This window comes from Streptococcus sp. HMSC072D03 (assembly GCF_001812855.1).
Taxonomy (GTDB): domain Bacteria; phylum Bacillota; class Bacilli; order Lactobacillales; family Streptococcaceae; genus Streptococcus; species Streptococcus salivarius_D.
Genome location: NZ_KV810637.1, coordinates 62,113 through 79,697, shown reverse-complemented (window position 1 = coordinate 79,697; position 17,585 = coordinate 62,113). Strand labels below are relative to the sequence as shown.

The 17,585-nt window shown below is 38.8% G+C and carries 18 protein-coding genes, 1 tRNA gene and 1 other RNA gene; 9 read left to right on the top strand and 11 right to left on the bottom strand.

The window, feature by feature from the left end; translation table 11 throughout:
- Positions 1-67 precede the first annotated feature (67 nt).
- The 8 genes from HMPREF2877_RS03490 to HMPREF2877_RS03455 all read right to left on the bottom strand — a co-directional run bounded on the left by HMPREF2877_RS03490 (position 68) and on the right by HMPREF2877_RS03455 (position 6,880).
- Entirely contained in the window at positions 68-1,891 is a 1,824-nt protein-coding gene (locus HMPREF2877_RS03490; RefSeq protein WP_045772035.1) for an acyltransferase family protein, read from the bottom strand.
- A complete protein-coding gene (locus tag HMPREF2877_RS03485; protein ID WP_002885750.1) occupies positions 1,888-2,298 on the bottom strand; it encodes an MORN repeat-containing protein in 411 nt (136 codons plus the stop codon). Before HMPREF2877_RS03485 ends, HMPREF2877_RS03490 begins: the two co-directional genes overlap by 4 nt.
- Positions 2,295-2,729, bottom strand: coding sequence for a low molecular weight protein-tyrosine-phosphatase (locus HMPREF2877_RS03480; protein WP_002885857.1), 435 nt, complete (start codon positions 2,727-2,729; stop codon positions 2,295-2,297). Before HMPREF2877_RS03480 ends, HMPREF2877_RS03485 begins: the two co-directional genes overlap by 4 nt.
- Before the next feature lie 275 nt (positions 2,730-3,004).
- Positions 3,005-4,297 carry an adenylosuccinate synthase gene (locus HMPREF2877_RS03475; protein ID WP_049528625.1) on the bottom strand — a complete coding sequence of 431 codons (1,293 nt, stop codon included), beginning with the start codon at positions 4,295-4,297 and terminating at the stop codon, positions 3,005-3,007.
- Between the two features lie 264 nt (positions 4,298-4,561).
- Positions 4,562-5,068: a DNA topology modulation protein gene (locus tag HMPREF2877_RS03470; protein ID WP_070578681.1), complete on the bottom strand. Its 507-nt coding sequence runs from the start codon at positions 5,066-5,068 to the stop codon at positions 4,562-4,564.
- 189 nt (positions 5,069-5,257) lie between these two features.
- Positions 5,258-5,330 (bottom strand) — tRNA-Lys (locus HMPREF2877_RS03465).
- Positions 5,331-5,526, bottom strand: a non-coding RNA gene (gene ssrS, locus HMPREF2877_RS03460) — 6S RNA.
- Between the two features lie 85 nt (positions 5,527-5,611).
- Positions 5,612-6,880 carry a replication-associated recombination protein A gene (locus HMPREF2877_RS03455; protein ID WP_002885641.1) on the bottom strand — a complete coding sequence of 423 codons (1,269 nt, stop codon included), beginning with the start codon at positions 6,878-6,880 and terminating at the stop codon, positions 5,612-5,614.
- A gap of 169 nt (positions 6,881-7,049) precedes the next feature.
- Here HMPREF2877_RS03455 and rpmB point away from each other — a divergent pair, with 169 nt between their 5' ends.
- From rpmB to nrdG, 9 genes are all read left to right on the top strand, one after another.
- On the top strand, positions 7,050-7,238 hold the full coding sequence (gene rpmB, locus HMPREF2877_RS03450) for a 50S ribosomal protein L28 (RefSeq protein ID WP_002885786.1): 189 nt from the start codon (positions 7,050-7,052) through the stop codon (positions 7,236-7,238).
- A 126-nt stretch (positions 7,239-7,364) separates the two neighbouring features.
- Positions 7,365-7,631, top strand: a complete 267-nt coding sequence (locus HMPREF2877_RS03445) for an IreB family regulatory phosphoprotein (protein WP_002885737.1) — start codon at positions 7,365-7,367, stop codon at positions 7,629-7,631.
- Positions 7,631-8,050, top strand: coding sequence for a Holliday junction resolvase RuvX (ruvX, locus tag HMPREF2877_RS03440; RefSeq protein WP_002887078.1), 420 nt, complete (start codon positions 7,631-7,633; stop codon positions 8,048-8,050). The genes HMPREF2877_RS03445 and ruvX overlap by 1 nt, the downstream gene beginning before the upstream one ends.
- A 106-nt stretch (positions 8,051-8,156) precedes the next feature.
- Positions 8,157-8,462, top strand: coding sequence for a DUF1292 domain-containing protein (locus HMPREF2877_RS03435; RefSeq protein WP_002887079.1), 306 nt, complete (start codon positions 8,157-8,159; stop codon positions 8,460-8,462).
- A gap of 211 nt (positions 8,463-8,673) precedes the next feature.
- A complete protein-coding gene (locus HMPREF2877_RS03430) occupies positions 8,674-10,320 on the top strand; it encodes a hypothetical protein (RefSeq protein WP_070578679.1) in 1,647 nt (548 codons plus the stop codon).
- 98 nt (positions 10,321-10,418) lie between these two features.
- Positions 10,419-12,623, top strand: a complete 2,205-nt coding sequence (nrdD, locus tag HMPREF2877_RS03425) for an anaerobic ribonucleoside-triphosphate reductase (protein ID WP_013991297.1) — start codon at positions 10,419-10,421, stop codon at positions 12,621-12,623.
- Between the two features lie 89 nt (positions 12,624-12,712).
- Positions 12,713-12,844: a hypothetical protein gene (locus HMPREF2877_RS11205; protein ID WP_002885877.1), complete on the top strand. Its 132-nt coding sequence runs from the start codon at positions 12,713-12,715 to the stop codon at positions 12,842-12,844.
- 1 nt (position 12,845) lies between these two features.
- Positions 12,846-13,346, top strand: coding sequence for a GNAT family N-acetyltransferase (locus HMPREF2877_RS03420; RefSeq protein ID WP_014632512.1), 501 nt, complete (start codon positions 12,846-12,848; stop codon positions 13,344-13,346).
- 4 nt (positions 13,347-13,350) lie between these two features.
- A complete protein-coding gene (nrdG, locus tag HMPREF2877_RS03415; protein ID WP_002885801.1) occupies positions 13,351-13,956 on the top strand; it encodes an anaerobic ribonucleoside-triphosphate reductase activating protein in 606 nt (201 codons plus the stop codon).
- Between the two features lie 30 nt (positions 13,957-13,986).
- Here nrdG and yaaA read toward each other — a convergent pair whose 3' ends face one another.
- The 3 genes from yaaA to aspS form a co-directional block, all read right to left on the bottom strand.
- Positions 13,987-14,718: a peroxide stress protein YaaA gene (yaaA, locus tag HMPREF2877_RS03410; RefSeq protein ID WP_045001330.1), complete on the bottom strand. Its 732-nt coding sequence runs from the start codon at positions 14,716-14,718 to the stop codon at positions 13,987-13,989.
- 85 nt (positions 14,719-14,803) lie between these two features.
- Complete coding sequence (locus tag HMPREF2877_RS03405) at positions 14,804-15,745, bottom strand: YitT family protein (protein WP_070578676.1); 942 nt, start codon at positions 15,743-15,745, stop codon at positions 14,804-14,806.
- Complete coding sequence (aspS, locus tag HMPREF2877_RS03400) at positions 15,738-17,489, bottom strand: aspartate--tRNA ligase (RefSeq protein ID WP_045001329.1); 1,752 nt, start codon at positions 17,487-17,489, stop codon at positions 15,738-15,740. The genes HMPREF2877_RS03405 and aspS overlap by 8 nt, the downstream gene beginning before the upstream one ends.
- Positions 17,490-17,585 lie beyond the last annotated feature (96 nt).

Sequence of the window (17,585 nt, the reverse complement as noted above, 5' to 3'; positions counted from 1 at the left end):
GAAAGTATGCACTTAATTTGACAATTCAAGACATAAAAAAGAAGACAAGACTTGCCTTCTCTTTTAATTATTTCTTACCACCCTTAACTGGTGCCTTATCAGCTTTCTCTATAGCTTCTTTAATTGTATTAGTATAGAGTTTAGCACCACGATTAATTGAGTCGCTATCGGATCCAAAGTGAACCCCATCTGTACCATTCCAGATAGAAATATTTTCTTTAGCCACTTGATACCAGTCAGCAACCGTCACAAAGTCGTATTTCTTAGCCATCTCTAACTCATACTTACGTAACTGAATCAAAGATTGGGCCTCATTACCAGATTTACTACCATTATATGGTGTCACAAAGATAATATGGTGACCCTTAGGTAAATTCTTGATAATTTTATTAATAACGCCTTTATAGTCGTCAATCTCATTAACACCACCAGCAATGACAACATCCTTAGCAAGAGCATTACTATCCGCGTAATCTTTAAGCAAATCGTTGATTGTTGATAGGTTACGACTGACAACTGCATCTATAGCGACATTATCAATACTTGATTCCAGCTGATCTTTTGATCTAAGAGCTACGGAGTCCCCTAAAACTGTCACTCCCTTATTCACACCAAATGAAGTAGCCTGACTGTTCTCCGCATTTGTACGCGTCAATTTCATCTTAGTTTGAGCTTGCGACAACCCATTAGCTTCTAAATCTTTCTCGAAGTTCCCTACAGCCGGCGCAAAGAGAGAAATAAGCACTGTAATTAAAGTGAGACCACTAAATACATAAAGCACAATATGTCGGTACGGCGTCAAGTCTAGGTCTATTCCAAAGAGACTGGCCTTTCTTCCTGCAATAAATGGCTCTATTATATAGTAGGAAAGTGTCGCAAAAACAATTGACAGAATCGTTGTCAGAATGACTGCAATAATATTATTGGTCAATTGACTAAAGATAATATATAGCGGCCAGTGAAAAAGATAGACACTATAGCTGATTTCTGCCAGATAACTAATAAGAGCAGGCTCTGATTTCCCAGGCAATTTCTCATGGAGGACACGGGCAGAGTAAATCATAACAGCCGTGAACAAACTAGCCAAAACAAAACCAAATAGGTAGGTGATGCGTTCCTCAAAATGAAGGACTAAGCCCAACAATACGAGCAAGGCAAAACTTCCTGCCATATAAAGGACTGTCTTTTTCAGAGTCCAAAGACGTATATTTTTCTTGAACCTAGCGGTCGTTTCATACACACCTGAAAGTGTCGCAAAGAGCGAGCCTAGGAAGAATGGATAGGCATGCGTAATTGATGAGAAATACAAGCGAGAAAAACTATCAACAAAGAAAGCACTAATAAACATTGATAGAAAGCTCACCATAAAGCAGGCAAGAGATACCATAAAGACTAGGCCTCTAAATTGATTTTGGTGTTTGACACGCTTAGCTAGGAACCAAAGCAAGGCACCCCAAAGAATATAATAGTGAACCTCAATAGCCAGACTCCATGTATGGAGGTAAATATGCTGGTTAAACTGGTTCTCGTAATTTCCTCCAGTCAGAATCTCATAATAGTTAGTTACAAAACCGATAACAGAGGTAATTTGACGTCCAATACCTGCAATAAAATCATTTCGAACCAAGAGTGCCAAAGGGGTACAGATAAGAACCATCAACACAAGTGGTGGTACGATCCGGTAGAAGCGTCGTCGCATAAAACCAAGGTAATCAATGCGATGTGTCCGAGATACCTCATCAATCAAAAGCGCTGTAATCAAATACCCTGAGAAGGTAAAGAAGACATCAACACCGATGAAGCCCCCAGGAAGAATACTTGGGAAGAAATGATAAATCAGAACCAAAAAAAGTCCTGTCACACGAATATAAGAAAACCAGTTAATTCTCATCCTTTAAAAATCCCCTGCTTAAATTTTCCTTTGTAGGTAACCTTATTTTCAGTAGTCAATTTTCCTTGGCCATCGGCTTGCCCAGACTTGAACTCACCTTGATAAATCCAACCCTCATGAGATTTGAAGGTTCCTTGACCATTAAAGGAACCATTCTTAAATTCTCCTGTGTAGGTATCACCATTGTCATAGGTCAAAGTTCCTTGACCATTCAAACGGTGGTTCTGCATCTGACCTTTATAGGTAATCTTAGTCCCATCAATCTTGATAGAATGTTGCGTTTTTATAGTCACCAAAAACAAGGACAGGGCACATAAAATAATAACCCCTACTGTGATACGCTCAAATTGATTTCGGTCAATATCAATATTTTTAAAATCAAAATCCTTTAGTTGTTTAAAATTCATTGTCTATCCTTAATCCACTGTAACCAGTCTCGACAACCTGCAGTTACCAATTTATATGTTTCTTCAAAGTCACCTGTGTACCATGGGTCCGGCACTCCACCAGGTCTGAAAAGCTTGATTTTATCGTCATAATGCCCTGCAGATATCTGTAGAAGATCCTCAACATTTGACTCATCCATTCCCACAACTAGATCAAAGAACTCAAAATCAGCCTGACTAATCTGCTGTGAGCCCTTGGAAGAGTCAAAAGAAATAGCATATTTCCTTAAAATCTTTTGGGTACCTTGATGAACTGGATTTCCATGCTCCCATGAAGATGTCGCGCGACTTTCGATATGCAAAGACTTTCCTTGGTCCAGCTCTTTCATCACAAATTCTGCCATTGGGCTACGACAAATATTCCCCAGACAAACAAATACAATCTTCTTCATTATTCACCTCTTGCCCAAAGCTATTAAGAGATATGCTCACTTATTTTCTTTGTCAAAATTACGAACACACTTTTAAATCATGAAAGTAGGTTCTCATTAATTTTCATTTAATCAATCCATATTATACCGAAAAACTAATCAAATAGAAAGGTTTCTCTCCTAATCATATCGAAAAATTAGTAACCTTTTTTAATAGTTGCAACATTCATATTAATCCATAAGTTTAAGGCGTGAGAAAAGAGAACCTAGTTTCCTAGATTCTCCTTTTGTTGGCTTTAGATATTTGACCAAACACTTTCAAGAATGTTTGTTTGTTCACGTCCTGGTCCTACAGAGAAAGTAGAGATACGTACACCTACCAATTCACCAACACGACGAACATAATTACGAGCATTTTCAGGAAGCTCATCTAAACTACGGCAACCTGTGATGTCTTCTTCCCAACCTGGCAATTCTTCATAGATTGGTTCACAGCGTTTCAATTGCTCAAGACTAGCTGGGTAGTAATCAATACGCTCACCATCAAGGTCGTAAGCTACACAAATTTTTACAGTGTCAAGACCTGAGAGAACATCGATACAGTTCAAGCTGAGGTTTGTGATACCTGATACACGACGGCTATGACGCATCACCACTGAGTCAAACCATCCTACACGACGTGGACGTCCAGTTGTTGTTCCATATTCATGACCAACTTCACGGATACGTTCACCCACTTCATCAAATAGCTCAGTTGGGAAAGGACCATCACCAACACGACTCGTATAGGCCTTACATACACCAACGACCTTGTTGATTTTAGATGGACCAACCCCTGAACCGATTGTAACACCACCCGCAACTGGGTTTGATGACGTTACAAATGGGTAAGTACCTTGGTCAATATCAAGCATAACCCCTTGAGCTCCTTCAAAGAGGACACGTTTACCTGCATCAAGAGCGTCGTTCAAGATTACAGATGTATCTGTAACGTATTGCTTAATTTGTTGTCCGTAAGCGTAGTATTCTTCAAAAATCTCATCGAATGATAATTCTTCAGCCTCATACATCTTACTGAAAAGACGGTTTTTCTCAGCTAAGTTTGTTTTCAAACGATCAGCAAAGATTTCTTTGTCCAAAAGGTCTGCAATACGGATACCTACACGCGCAGCCTTATCCATATAGGCAGGCCCAATACCCTTGTTAGTTGTACCAATCTTATTATCACCTTTAGCAGCTTCTTGCAGTTGATCAAGTTTAATATGGTACGGCAAGATAACGTGCGCACGGTCAGAAATACGAAGGCTCTCTGTTGACACACCTTCGGCATGAAGATATTCCAACTCTTTGACAAGTGATTTAGGATTGACCACTACACCGTTCCCGATAACAGAGATTTTCTCTGGGAAGAAAATACCTGATGGAATCAAGTGCAATTTAAATTTCTTACCATCGATAACAATCGTGTGACCTGCATTGTCTCCACCTTGATAACGTGCGATCACTTCGGCATCTTGACTTAGGAAATCTGTAATTTTCCCTTTACCTTCATCACCCCACTGGGTACCCACAACAACTACTGATGTCATATTATTTTGATAACGGACAGCTCCACCTTTACGAGGCTGTCCCCACCTTTCTTGAAAAACTTCACGGTGGGAATTTCACCCACAAGTTTTGCGTTACAGTTTATTATAGCAGAAAAAAGGCTATTTGTTCAACGTTGAAAGCGTTTCTTACAAAATATTCTGACAGTTATAGCTAAGATTGCAACTCATTATTTACAATCTCTTTTTTATCCTTACATCTTATATAGAACTACCAGCTATTTTATGACCAAATAATTCTACTAGCTATTTAACCTGCTTCATATAATGATTTAACTGCCTTTGATTCTTTAAAATAATTGTCTTGTCAGAATAATTTTTAACAACTGTATGATATTGCTCGACATATTTTTTGGAACGTCCGTCTAATAAAATCCATTTCACAAATGCAAAATCAAATTTTTCATTACAGTCTTCTGCCATGCTAGGACGTGTCTTTCCCCTATATGTTAAATAGCGCCTAAATGCCCGATAGAGACAATTAACTCTGTTAAAGTTGAAAAAGACAATACAGTCAGCTTCCCTCATCCGTTCTTCATAAAGACAGGCCGAGTAATTCCCTTCAATAATCCAATCACGTTGTAGCATAAATGTTGATATATCGTCAGTCATTTCATCAACTGTTCGCTCTTGCCAATTTGATGTAAAATGAATTTTATCTAAATGAAGAACCTCACAATTGTAGTGTTGACCTAAAAAGTTTGCCAAAGTAGACTTTCCAGAGCCGCTATAGCCAATGCTTGCAATTTTCAACACAGGTCTCCTTTTTCAATTCTGTTTCCTGACTAATATCATAACACAAAGCATATATCTTAGAAGGAATTATCATTTGGAACAACTCTCGTTTGGACAAACAAGCACGTAAAGTTCTGTTTAAAGTGAGTTCTTTCTTAGAAAAATAAAAAAAAAGACCTACAATCAAGTCTCTTTTCGATATTAAACTGCCCCCTACAGGGCTCGAACCTGTGACCCATGGATTAAGAGTCCACTGCTCTACCAACTGAGCTAAGGAGGCTGGATGCTGTATTGGTACCGATGATCCACGGTTTGTATTGAACCCGCGACGTAAAAAAGCAGGTGGGCGACTCGCTACTAACTTCAGTTGCTTCTGGGTGAGCCAGCCTGCACACTGTTAATAGACCTCTGTCTCCCGATAATACAAAAATTAGTCGGTCAACACTTATATGTGGATTCGTATACCACAGCAATTTCTATGTTTTTATAATACCACTTTTGAAAATTATTGCAAGAGGAAAAATCAATTTTTTGCAATCGTTTTCGTTGATTCCTCTCGTATTACCTAGATAACTTATCGATCCGTTCTTTATTAGCTCCAAGAGCTCTTTCATATTTCCCGGTTTCATTGGGTTGGAAATAATTCACACCTCTTAATTTATCAGGAAGATATTGTTGTTTGACCCACTTTTCAGGATAAGCATGGGGATACTTGTAATCTTGTGCATTGCCCAGTTCCTTGCTTCCAGCATAGTGTCCATCTCTCAAATGACGAGGAATAGGTAAATTTCCTGATTTTCTAAGGTCTGCCAAGGCAGCATCCATAGCCATATAAGCCGAATTCGACTTAGGAGATAAAGCTAAGTCAACAACTACATTAGCAATCAAAATACGCGCCTCTGGGAAACCTACTTTCTGTGCAGCTTCCAAAGCTGTAACCGTGTGAACTTGCGCATCAGGATTAGCTAAACCAATATCCTCGTACGCAATCACAGTCAAGCGCCGTGCTAGACTAGGGAGATCTCCTGCTTCAACCAAACGTGCTGCATAGTGAAGACTGGCATTAACATCAGAGCCTCGAATAGATTTTTGCAAAGCAGAAAGCACATCATAGTGTCCATCACCGTCTTTATCCATGGTGATATAGCTACGTTGTAAACTATTTTCCACTGTATCTAAAGTAATATGGCGAAGCCCATCTTCTGAAGCTGGCGTCGACATGACAGCTAAATCTAAGGAATTATAAGCCGAACGTAAATCACCATTAGTAGCCGTAGCAATAAAATCTAGAGCATCCTCATCTAACTGGACATCAAAGTCAAAGCCACGCTCCTTGTCCTCTAGAACACCTAGGATAGCTTCCTTAATATCCTCGTTAGAGAGTGGTTCCAACTCAAATATTTGTACACGACTACGGATGGCTGGTGTGACAGAAAAAAACGGATTCTCCGTTGTAGCCCCAATCATGATAATATTGCCGTTCTCTAAGAGTGGCAATAAAAAGTCTTGTTTAGCTTTATCCAAACGATGAATCTCATCTAGAAGCAGAACTAAGCCACCTGAAAATTTAGCCTCTTCCGCAATTTCCTGCAGGCGTTTCTTGCTATCAACAGTAGCATTAAAGGTTCTAAAAGCAAATTTTGTTGTTCCTGCAATAGCACTAGCTATTGAGGTCTTCCCGATACCTGGTGGCCCGTAGAGAATCATTGACGACAGCATATTCGCTTCTACCATACGGCGAATAATTTTACCTTCACCAACCAAATGCTTCTGACCAATCACCTCTGAAATTGTACGTGGACGCATGCGTAGAGCAAGATTATCTGGCATCTTCTCTCCTTTTTTAACTGATTTTTTCTTATTATAATAAGCATATACTATTTTGTTATAAAAAGAAATTATAAATAGTTCTTGTCAAACCTAAATTCTTATGATAGAATGTTTTGGTATGTGGTGCTAGCACATCCGTAATAAATTCTACCTAGGAGGAAAACACGAAATGGCTAAAGTATGTTACTTTACAGGACGTAAAACTGTTTCTGGAAACAACCGTTCACACGCTATGAACAAAACTAAACGTGCCGTTAAACCTAACCTTCAAAAAGTTACTATCCTTGTTGATGGTAAACCTAAAAAAGTTTGGGCTTCAGCTCGTGCGCTTAAATCTGGTAAAGTTGAACGCGTTTAATCTTATTGGATATTAAGAGAGATGACTTCAGTCGTCTCTTTTTTTGTTCATCGTCTTTCCCTTTTGGCTATACTTATGTTATAATAAAGAACTAACAGATAATTCTTATAGAAAGAAGGTGTCAGTATGGGATTTACAGATGAAACTGTTCGTTTCAACCTAGACGACGGTAGCAAAGATGAAATCAGTAATACTTTGACAAATGTTTACCGTTCGTTGGCTGAGAAAGGTTACAATCCTATCAACCAAATCGTCGGTTATGTTCTGAGCGGTGACCCTGCTTATGTTCCGCGTTATAATGACGCCCGTAACCAGATTCGTAAATACGAACGTGATGAAATCGTTGAAGAACTCGTTCGCTATTATCTTAAAGGAAATGGAATTGACCTCTAATGCGAGTAATGGGACTTGATGTTGGCTCAAAAACAGTAGGAGTTGCGATTAGTGATCCCCTCGGTTTTACAGCCCAAGGCGTTGAAATTATCAAAATTGACGAGGAGGCTGAAGAGTTTGGTTTCGACCGACTAGGCGAGCTCGTTAAAGAATATAAGGTAGAAAAATTTGTTGTTGGTCTTCCTAAAAATATGAATAACACTGAAGGACCACGTGTTGAGGCAAGCAAAGCCTATGGTGACAAAATCAAGGAAATCTTTGGAATTCCTGTAGATTACCAAGACGAACGCTTGACAACTGTTCAAGCCGAGCGTATGTTGGTTGAACAAGCAGATGTCAGCCGTGGTAAACGTAAAAAAGTTATTGATAAATTAGCTGCCCAACTTATTCTACAAAACTACCTCGATCGAATGTTTTAAGAAAGTGTAATAGAGACCTAATAGTCAAATGACAATCTAGTAAACTGCCAAGCAAATATACTAGATTTCCTCACTATTCAGTGCTCTCTACAAAAAGGAGAACAATATGTCACACAATCACGACCACAACCATGATCATGAAGTCATCACTTTAGTAGACGAACAAGGAAATGAAACACTTTTTGAAATCTTGTTGACTATTGATGGACGCGAAGAATTTGGTAAAAACTATGTTCTTTTGGTACCAGCTGGTGCTGAAGAAGATGCTAACGGGGAAATTGAAATCCAAGCATACTCATTCACTGAAAATGAAGACGGTACTGAAGGCGACCTTCAACCAATTCCTGAAGATTCAGATGCTGAATGGGATATGATTGAAGAAGTTTTCAATAGCTTCATCGACGAAAACTAAAAATATTCAATGCCATAGGCAAAGAAATGACTTGTTAAAAAGAGATTGGGATATTGTATCTCAGTCTCTTTTTTAGATATTTTTTTCTTAAATGTAAGAAATTAGAGGAAAATTGACTAAATGGTATTATCTGATATACTTTAAATAAGACAATTAGGGGATAAGACCCTTTTATTTATAACTTTCCAAATGTCAACAAAGGAGTTTAATTGTGAGTCCATACAACGAAGACAATACTTTAGATTCAAGTGGCTACCAAGGTTATCATCGAAGCCACCATCGCTCTCATACACAAGAGAATCAATCCGAAAAGATTGAAGTGACAATTCAGGGACATACAGAAGAATCAAATGCGTCTCAAATAGAGAAAAAAACTAAGATTTCACTTCCATGGAAGCATAAAGGCCATATCCTGATTCTCAGTTTGATTTTGAGTATTTTTAGTATATCAGTTCCCTGCTTTACAGACTTTGCCAATAATATACAGTATCAAAACCTTTACATTGCAAAAATGTTTGCCAATGGTAGCTTACCCTACTCTGACTTTTTTGCGACAGGTGGCTTCTTTTATTACTTACTAGTTTCTCTGGCTTTCCGTTTAGGATCAACTCTTTGGCTGATTCCTATTCAATTCCTTACCTACTATCTTTCTGGAAGTTACCTTTACAAGACTGTCATGCACATGACAAACAAGAAGGAAATTGCCACTCTAATTAGTATTATTTTCTATGTCACTAATGGAACACTTGGTTTTGGTGGGCTCTACCCTATCCAATTTGCTATGCCTTTTGTCCTAGGTGCCATCTTCTTCTTAACTCGTTACTTTGCGGGTCACAGTCGTGATGAAGCCTTTATTCTTTACGGCTTCGCTGGCACTGCGGGAGCTCTTTTTGAAGCTCGAACTCTTATTTTCTGGATATTGTCACTTGTGACAATCTTCGTTTACAACCTTGTCAACAAGCACTTTGCTCGTGGTTTTTATCAAGTTCTTTGTATTATTTTTGGTAACATTCTAGTATTGTATCTATGTCTTTACTTTATCCTAAATTTACAAATTACATCGGACTATATTAACCAAGTTTTGGTTTACAACTTTACACAACTTGCTGTAGAAAAAAATGACTTTCTACTTACGTTAGCTTACCAAAGTTTTGCTGTCATCGGCTCTGGATTACTTATTGGTGCACTGACTACAAGCAACCACCTTCTTGGCGATGCTAAAGATAAGAGTATCAAGTGGGTACTACTCCTTAGTTTTATCTTTACAGTAGTTTACAGCTTGTTCTCTCAAAGTTTTGGACTTTACAGTATTCTCAACATCGTACCTTATGGTCTAGTCTTGATAGCGCTTTCTTTAGATGATGCTATTAAAAAGAGAGAAGAGCGAACTTCTCACCGACGTCGTAATGGTAACCAGATTCACACACTTAAAGTTTTTGGTATCTTCCTTAGTCGTAATTACTTCTTACCTATTGCAGTCTTTGCATTTGCTTTCGCAATGCCAATCATTATGTTCCTATTTAATTTAGGAAATAATACTGAACGTAGTACTGTTGCAAATTACCTCGCTAAAAATACCAAAAAAGATGAAACTATCTACGTTTACGATTCATCAGCAAAAATTTATTTGGAAAGCGGTCGTAAAGCAGCCTCACAATTTGTTCTTCCAGAACTTAACACAGCTAAATCTAGTCATCAGAAAGCTCTCTCAGATACTATTATCCAAGATTCAGCACAATATATAGTTGTTCAACAAGATACACAACTACCTTCTGATGTTAAATCTACACTTTCAAAAAACTATAAAAAAGCCCCTGTAAAAGGCGTTGAACGATACACTGTTTACGTCTTAAAATAGGTCGAAAAATCAATATATAGTGGTTGAGATAAAAATATACCACAATATATTGATTTTTTTTTGCCTAGTGCTATAATTAGTAACGAGGTGATTTTTAGATGATTACATTAGAAAAAGAAAAGGTTACAATCAACCCTGATATCAAAGTCATCAAACGTGATGGTCGTATGGTTGTCTTTGATTCAAGTAAAATATATGAGGCTATCCTCAAAGCAAGTGAGGCTATTACACCTATCACACCATTAATTGAAGCAAAGTTGGAGGGAATTGCCAACCGTATTGTTGCTGAAATTAATGACCGCTTCACTCAAAATATCAAAATATATGAAATCCAAAGCATAGTAGAGCACGAGTTGCTAGAAGCAAACGAGTATGCTATCGCTCAAGAATATATTAACTATCGTACCAAGCGTGATTTTGAGCGCTCTCAAGCCACTGACATTAATTTCACCATTAATAAACTTGTCAATAAAGACCAGGCTGTTGTTCACGAAAATGCTAATAAGGACAGTGACCTTTACAATACACAACGTGATTTAACCGCAGGAATTGTCGGAAAATCTATTGGACTTAAAATGCTTCCTTCACATGTGGCGAATGCTCATCAAAAGGGGGATATCCACTTCCACGATTTAGACTACAGTCCTTACACACCTATGACTAACTGTTGCTTGATTGACTTCAAAGGCATGTTGGCAAATGGTTTTAAGATTGGTAATGCTGAAGTTGAAAGTCCTAAATCCATTCAAACTGCAACAGCACAAATTTCACAAATCATCGCAAATGTTGCCTCTAGTCAATACGGTGGCTGTACTGCAGACCGTATCGATGAGTTTTTAGCTCCTTACGCAGAACTTAACTACAAAAAACACTTAGCTGATGCTAAAGAGTGGGTAGCTGAAGAAAAACGTGAAGACTATGCACGCGCCAAAACGCGTAAAGATATCTACGATGCTATGCAATCTCTTGAATACGAGATTAATACGCTTTTCACTTCGAATGGACAAACTCCCTTTACCTCTCTCGGTTTCGGTTTAGGGACAAACTGGTTTGAGCGTGAAATCCAAAAGGCTATCCTACAAGTTCGTATTTTAGGACTTGGCTCCGAACACCGTACTGCCATTTTCCCTAAACTCATTTTTACCTTAAAACGTGGACTTAACTTAGAGCCTAGCTCACCTAACTACGATATTAAGCAACTAGCTCTTGAATGTGCAACAAAGCGTATGTATCCAGATGTCCTATCATATGACAAAATCGTTGAATTGACGGGTTCCTTTAAAGCTCCTATGGGATGTCGTTCCTTCCTACAAGGGTGGAAGGATGAAAATGGTGTCGAAGTTAATTCTGGACGAATGAATCTGGGTGTTGTAACCCTTAATCTTCCTCGAATTGCCCTAGAATCTAAGGGAGACCAAGATAAATTTTGGGAAATTTTTGAAGAAAGAATGGGAATTGCCAAAGATGCACTCGTCTACCGAGTTGAACGTGTCAAAGAAGCGACACCTGCTAATGCCCCCATCCTTTATCAGTATGGTGCCTTTGGTCAACGTCTAGGTAAATTCGACAATGTAGATCAACTATTCAAACATCGTCGTGCAACTGTATCACTTGGTTATATTGGGCTTTATGAAGTAGCATCCGTTTTTTATGGTAGTGACTGGGAGACTAATCCAGAAGCCAAAGCGTTCACGTTAGATATCGTTAAAGCTATGAAAAATGCTTGTGAAAGTTGGTCTGACGAATATGATTATCATTTCTCTGTTTATTCAACACCATCAGAGAGTTTGACGGATCGTTTCTGTCGTTTGGATACTGAAAAGTTCGGTGTCGTGACTGATATCACAGATAAAGAGTATTACACCAACTCTTTCCACTACGATGTTCGTAAAAATCCAACACCATTTGAAAAATTAGAATTCGAAAAAGCTTACCCAGAAGCTGGTGCAACTGGTGGATTCATCCATTACTGCGAATATCCAGTCCTCCAGCAAAATCCAAAGGCACTCGAAGCTGTCTGGGACTTTGCTTATGACCGTGTCGGTTACCTCGGAACGAATACTCCAATCGATAAATGCTACAAGTGTGACTTTGAAGGGGACTTCACCCCAACAGAACGTGGATTCATGTGCCCTAACTGTGGCAACACAGATCCTAAAACAGTTGATGTTGTTAAACGTACTTGCGGCTATCTAGGAAATCCACAGGCACGCCCAATGGTTAAAGGACGCCACAAAGAAATCTCTGCTCGAGTCAAACACATGAACGGTTCAACCATAAAATATGAAGGTAAACACCTTTAATGAGACCTAGAATACATTATAATAAACTAGAAGCAGCTGGATGATATCTTCCAACTGCTTTGCTTATTTCATTTTTAGAAAGGAATATAATGGGAAAATATCAATTAGATTATAAAGGTATGCAACAAGTGGAACGTTACCACGAAAAAAATGCAACCGTCAAAAACGATAAAAAAGCACGTGTCCAAGCCCTTTTGAAAAAAGCTGGAAAGAAGAAATAATATGATCTTACGCCGACCGAGTCAAACAGATAAAGAAGCTATCTTAGAGATGATGGCTGAATTTGAAAGGGAGCAATCTGCTCATGATGGTGGATTTTGGAACCCCGACAATTTTGTTTATGAAGAGTGGCTAGAAGAAAATATTCAATCGGAAGCGGGACTCAATATTCCTGAAAACTGGGTTCCTGCTATCCAGCTGGTTAGTTTTGACGAAGCGAATCATGCTCTTGGTTTTCTCAACCTTCGTCTCCGATTAAATGACTACTTACTAGAAAAAGGGGGCCATATTGGCTACTCTATCCGTCCATCCGAAAGAGGAAAGGGTTATGCGAAAGAATCACTCCGTCAAGGCTTACAAGTAGCTAAAGAGAAGAATATTCATCGTGCTCTGGTCACTTGTAGTATCAAGAATCCTGTTAGTCGAGCTGTTATATTAGCCAACGGTGGCCAGTTGGAGGACATTCGCCATGAAACTGAGCGCTATTGGATAGATTTGGAGTAGAATCATGACATGGAATACACCAAAACCACAGGAATGGAAGTCTGAAGAACTTAGCCAAGGACGTATTATTGACTACAAAGCTTTTAATTTCGTTGATGGTGAAGGCGTGCGTAACTCCCTTTACGTCTCTGGTTGCATGTTTCATTGCGAGGGATGCTATAACGCTGCCACCTGGTCCTTTAAGGCAGGAATTCCCTATACTAAAGAACTTGAAGAACAAATCATGAGGGATTTAGCTCAACCTTACGTACAAGGTCTCACGCTACTTGGTGGTGAACCCTTCCTAAACACAGGAATTCTCATTCCCCTAGTCAAACGCATTCGTGAGGAACTCCCGGAAAAAGATATCTGGTCTTGGACTGGTTATACTTGGGAGGAGTTGATGCTTGAAACTCCTGATAAACTAGAACTTCTTCAACTCGTTGACATTCTCGTTGACGGCCGCTTTGACATCACTAAAAAGAACCTTATGCTCCAGTTTCGAGGATCATCTAATCAACGTATTATTGATGTCAAAAAATCTCTTAATCAAGGAGAAGTCGTTATTTGGGACAAGCTAAATGACGGTCAAACCAACTATGAACAAGTCGATCGTAAAGATATGCTATAAAAAAAGTCTGAGCTTATAACTCAGACTTTTTTATGCAATTTTAACAAAAACTAGCTCATTATTAGAGGATAAATCCTCACGATAATTAAACTCATCAAAAGACAATTTTCGTAAATCATTAATCGTTTGACAATTCTCCTCCATAACAGCTGTCAAAAAAGCCCCTCTTGCCTTTTTGGAAATCGTAGAGTGAGTCTTAAGAACCCCATTGCGGTCTTCCATAAAACTAACCGTGAATAACTGCTTACGAAGAGTTGGACTAAAAACATCCTCGAATTCACTCGAAAGCAAAGAAACAACTGGAACTTGACTCTCCTCTAAAAATTGGTCATATTCGGCACGCCAATAGTTTTTTAAGGACTGACCATTAACCTTTATCTTCGTATGGAAGTCATGACGATGTTCTTGAATAGGGTAAAAAGCGGGAATGATTCCATAAAAAGAAGATGTGATAAACACTTGTTGACCTAAGAAATCTTTTTCACATGTGGATAAGTCACTACGTTTGATGTGACGATACATCAGACCATTAAAAAGCTCGACAGCCGGATAGCTCTTCGCTTCTCCCGACAAAATCGCAGCCCAGCGCTGCTTTTCTTTCTCAGCCTGCTCAGGCTTTATTTTATAAGCTGTGGATAATTCATCTGTGGACAATTTTGACATTTCAGTTAGGATAGCCGCACTCTTTTCGGATAATTTTTGAGACGAAACTTCCTTACTGGCCTTCATTTCTTTTGCGGTTGGAATTAAAAATCTAATCATACTGATATTGTAAAGTCAAGCAAGCATTTCGTCAAGAATTCTCTCCAACAAAAAAGAAGCTAACGTTCGTCAACTTCCTTTTTTGTTAGTCATCTAAATCAACAAAACGACCTAGAATATGTACATTTTCTGCGATGGAGACAAAGGCTTTAGGATCTGCCTTTCTCATATAATGCTTGAAGTCAGTATACTCTTCACGCGTAATAATCGCCAGTAATACTGCTTTCTTTTCGTGATTATAAGTCCCTTCCGCATCATTAATCATCGTTACTCCACGATGGAGTTTCTTCTGAATCATCCTTACAACTGGGTCGGGATTACTTGTGACAATCATAGCCTGCATTTTCTTTTGTTTTGTGAAAATCGCATCTGTTACTCGACTAGAAACAAAAATAGTCACCATTGAATAAAGAGCATATTTCCAACCAAAAAGAATGCCCGCAAAAGCCATGATAATCCCATTGACAATCAAGGAGATATTACCAACATCACGGCCTGTTTTCTTACGAATAGTGAGGCTAACGATATCCGTCCCTCCACTAGAGATACGTGATTTTAAACCGAAACCAATCCCCGTTCCCATGACCAAACCACCAAAGATAGCATTGATCAAAGGATCCTCTGTCAAGATTACATGTGGCATCACCTGAATAAAAAGGGAGCTCATCGTTACTGTAATGAAGGTAAAGATAGTAAATTTATGGCCAATCTTATACCAAGCCAGAATCAAGAGAGGGATATTAATTGCATAGAAAGTCAATGATACTGGTATCTCAAAACCTAAAGTTCTAACACTCAATGCCGATAAAACCTGTGCCAAACCTGTTGCTCCACTGGAGTAAACATGTCCAGGTTGAAAAAAGAAATTAACGGCGATTGACGATAAGAGCCCATAAAGTAAAGAAGCTGAGACTTTTTCAGTATATTTTTCACGGGAAATACTACGTGCAGCCTGCAAAACGCCCATTTTCTTCGCAGACTTTTTCGCTACAAATTTAACATGTTTATGAAGAGGTGCTTTATTCATTTTCTAAATCTACATGAAGGGCAAGTTCTTCCAACTGTTTATCAGCCACAAGACTTGGAGCCTGAGTCATAGGATCTGATGCCTTATTATTTTTAGGGAAGGCAATCACTTCACGGATATTATCTTTACCTGCAAGAAGCATAACAAAACGGTCAAGACCGATAGCCAAACCACCATGTGGTGGGAAACCATAGTCCATAGCTTCAAGAAGGAATCCAAATTGCTCATAGGCTGATTCTTCAGAGAAACCAAGGGCTTTCAACATACGTTCCTGTAGGTCTTTATGATTAATACGTAGACTACCTCCACCAAGCTCATAACCATTCAAGACAATATCATAAGCTACAGCACGTACCTTGGAAAGATCTCCTTCAAGCTCTGCTGCAGAATCTTCTGTTGGCAAAGTAAATGGGTGGTGAGCAGACATATAGCGTCCTTCTTCTTCAGACCACTCAAACATTGGCCAATCGACAACCCAAAGGAAGTTGAACTTAGTGTTGTCAATCATGTCAAGTTCTTTAGCAATTTGATTACGCAAAGCACCAAGTGTGTTATTAGCGATTTCAAGTGTATCTGCTACAAAAAGAACTAGATCATTCTCTTCGAGGTGTAAAGCATTTGTCAACTTATCCTCAATACTTGTCAAGAATTTAGCAACTGGACCTGCTAGAGCTCCATCAGTCATCTTAACCCAAGCAAGACCTTTAGCACCAAATTGTTTGGCAAACTCTGTCAACTTATCAATACTTTTACGTGAGTATTTATCTGCATTTCCTTTGACAACAATTGCCTTAACAGCTGGCGCCTCAGCAAACACTTTGAAGTCTACACCCTTGACAACCTCTGTCAAGTCTTGTAAAAGCATGTCAAAGCGTGTATCTGGCTTGTCAGAACCATAGTTATTCATGGCATCATCATAAGACATGCGTGGGAATGGTAGTGTAACTTCAATTCCTTTAGTTTCTTTCATAACCTTAGCAATCAATCCTTCTGTAATATCTTGGATTTCTTGCTCATTAAGGAATGATGTTTCCAAGTCAACTTGTGTAAACTCAGGTTGACGGTCTCCACGCAAATCTTCATCACGGAAACACTTAACAATTTGATAGTAACGGTCAAAACCAGCATTCATCAATAATTGTTTAGTGATTTGAGGACTTTGCGGAAGAGCATAAAAGTGACCTTGGCTAACACGGCTTGGAACCAAGTAATCACGAGCACCTTCTGGTGTAGATTTTGTCAACATTGGTGTTTCAACATCGATAAATTCCAAGTCATCAAGATAATTTCGGATGGCGTGAGTTACCTTTGCACGGAGCTTAAAGTTTTCCAACATCTCTGGACGACGAAGATCCAAGTAGCGGTAACGCATACGTGTATCATCACTAGCCTCAACACCATCTTTAATTTCAAATGGCGTTGTTTTGGCAGTATTAAGGACTTTAAGATTTTCAACTTTAAGTTCGACAGCACCTGTAGGCAAGTTATCATTAGCTTGTTCACGCGCTTCAACAGTTCCTGTTACTTCAATAACAAATTCACTACGCAAGCTTTCAGCTGTTTCAACAACATTAGCATCCGCATTTTCAGGGTTAACCACCAACTGCATCAAACCTTCACGGTCACGAAGATCGATGAAAATCAAACCTCCGAGGTTACGACGGCGAGATACCCAACCTTTCAAAGTAATAGTAGTTCCGATGTGTTCACTACGAACACGTCCGGCATACATAGAACGTTCCATAAATACACTTCTTTCGTTAATTTTTTAGTCTTAACTATTATAGCAAAAAGCCCATCAAAACCCCACCCATTTCAGGTTAGAATTTTAATAGACTTT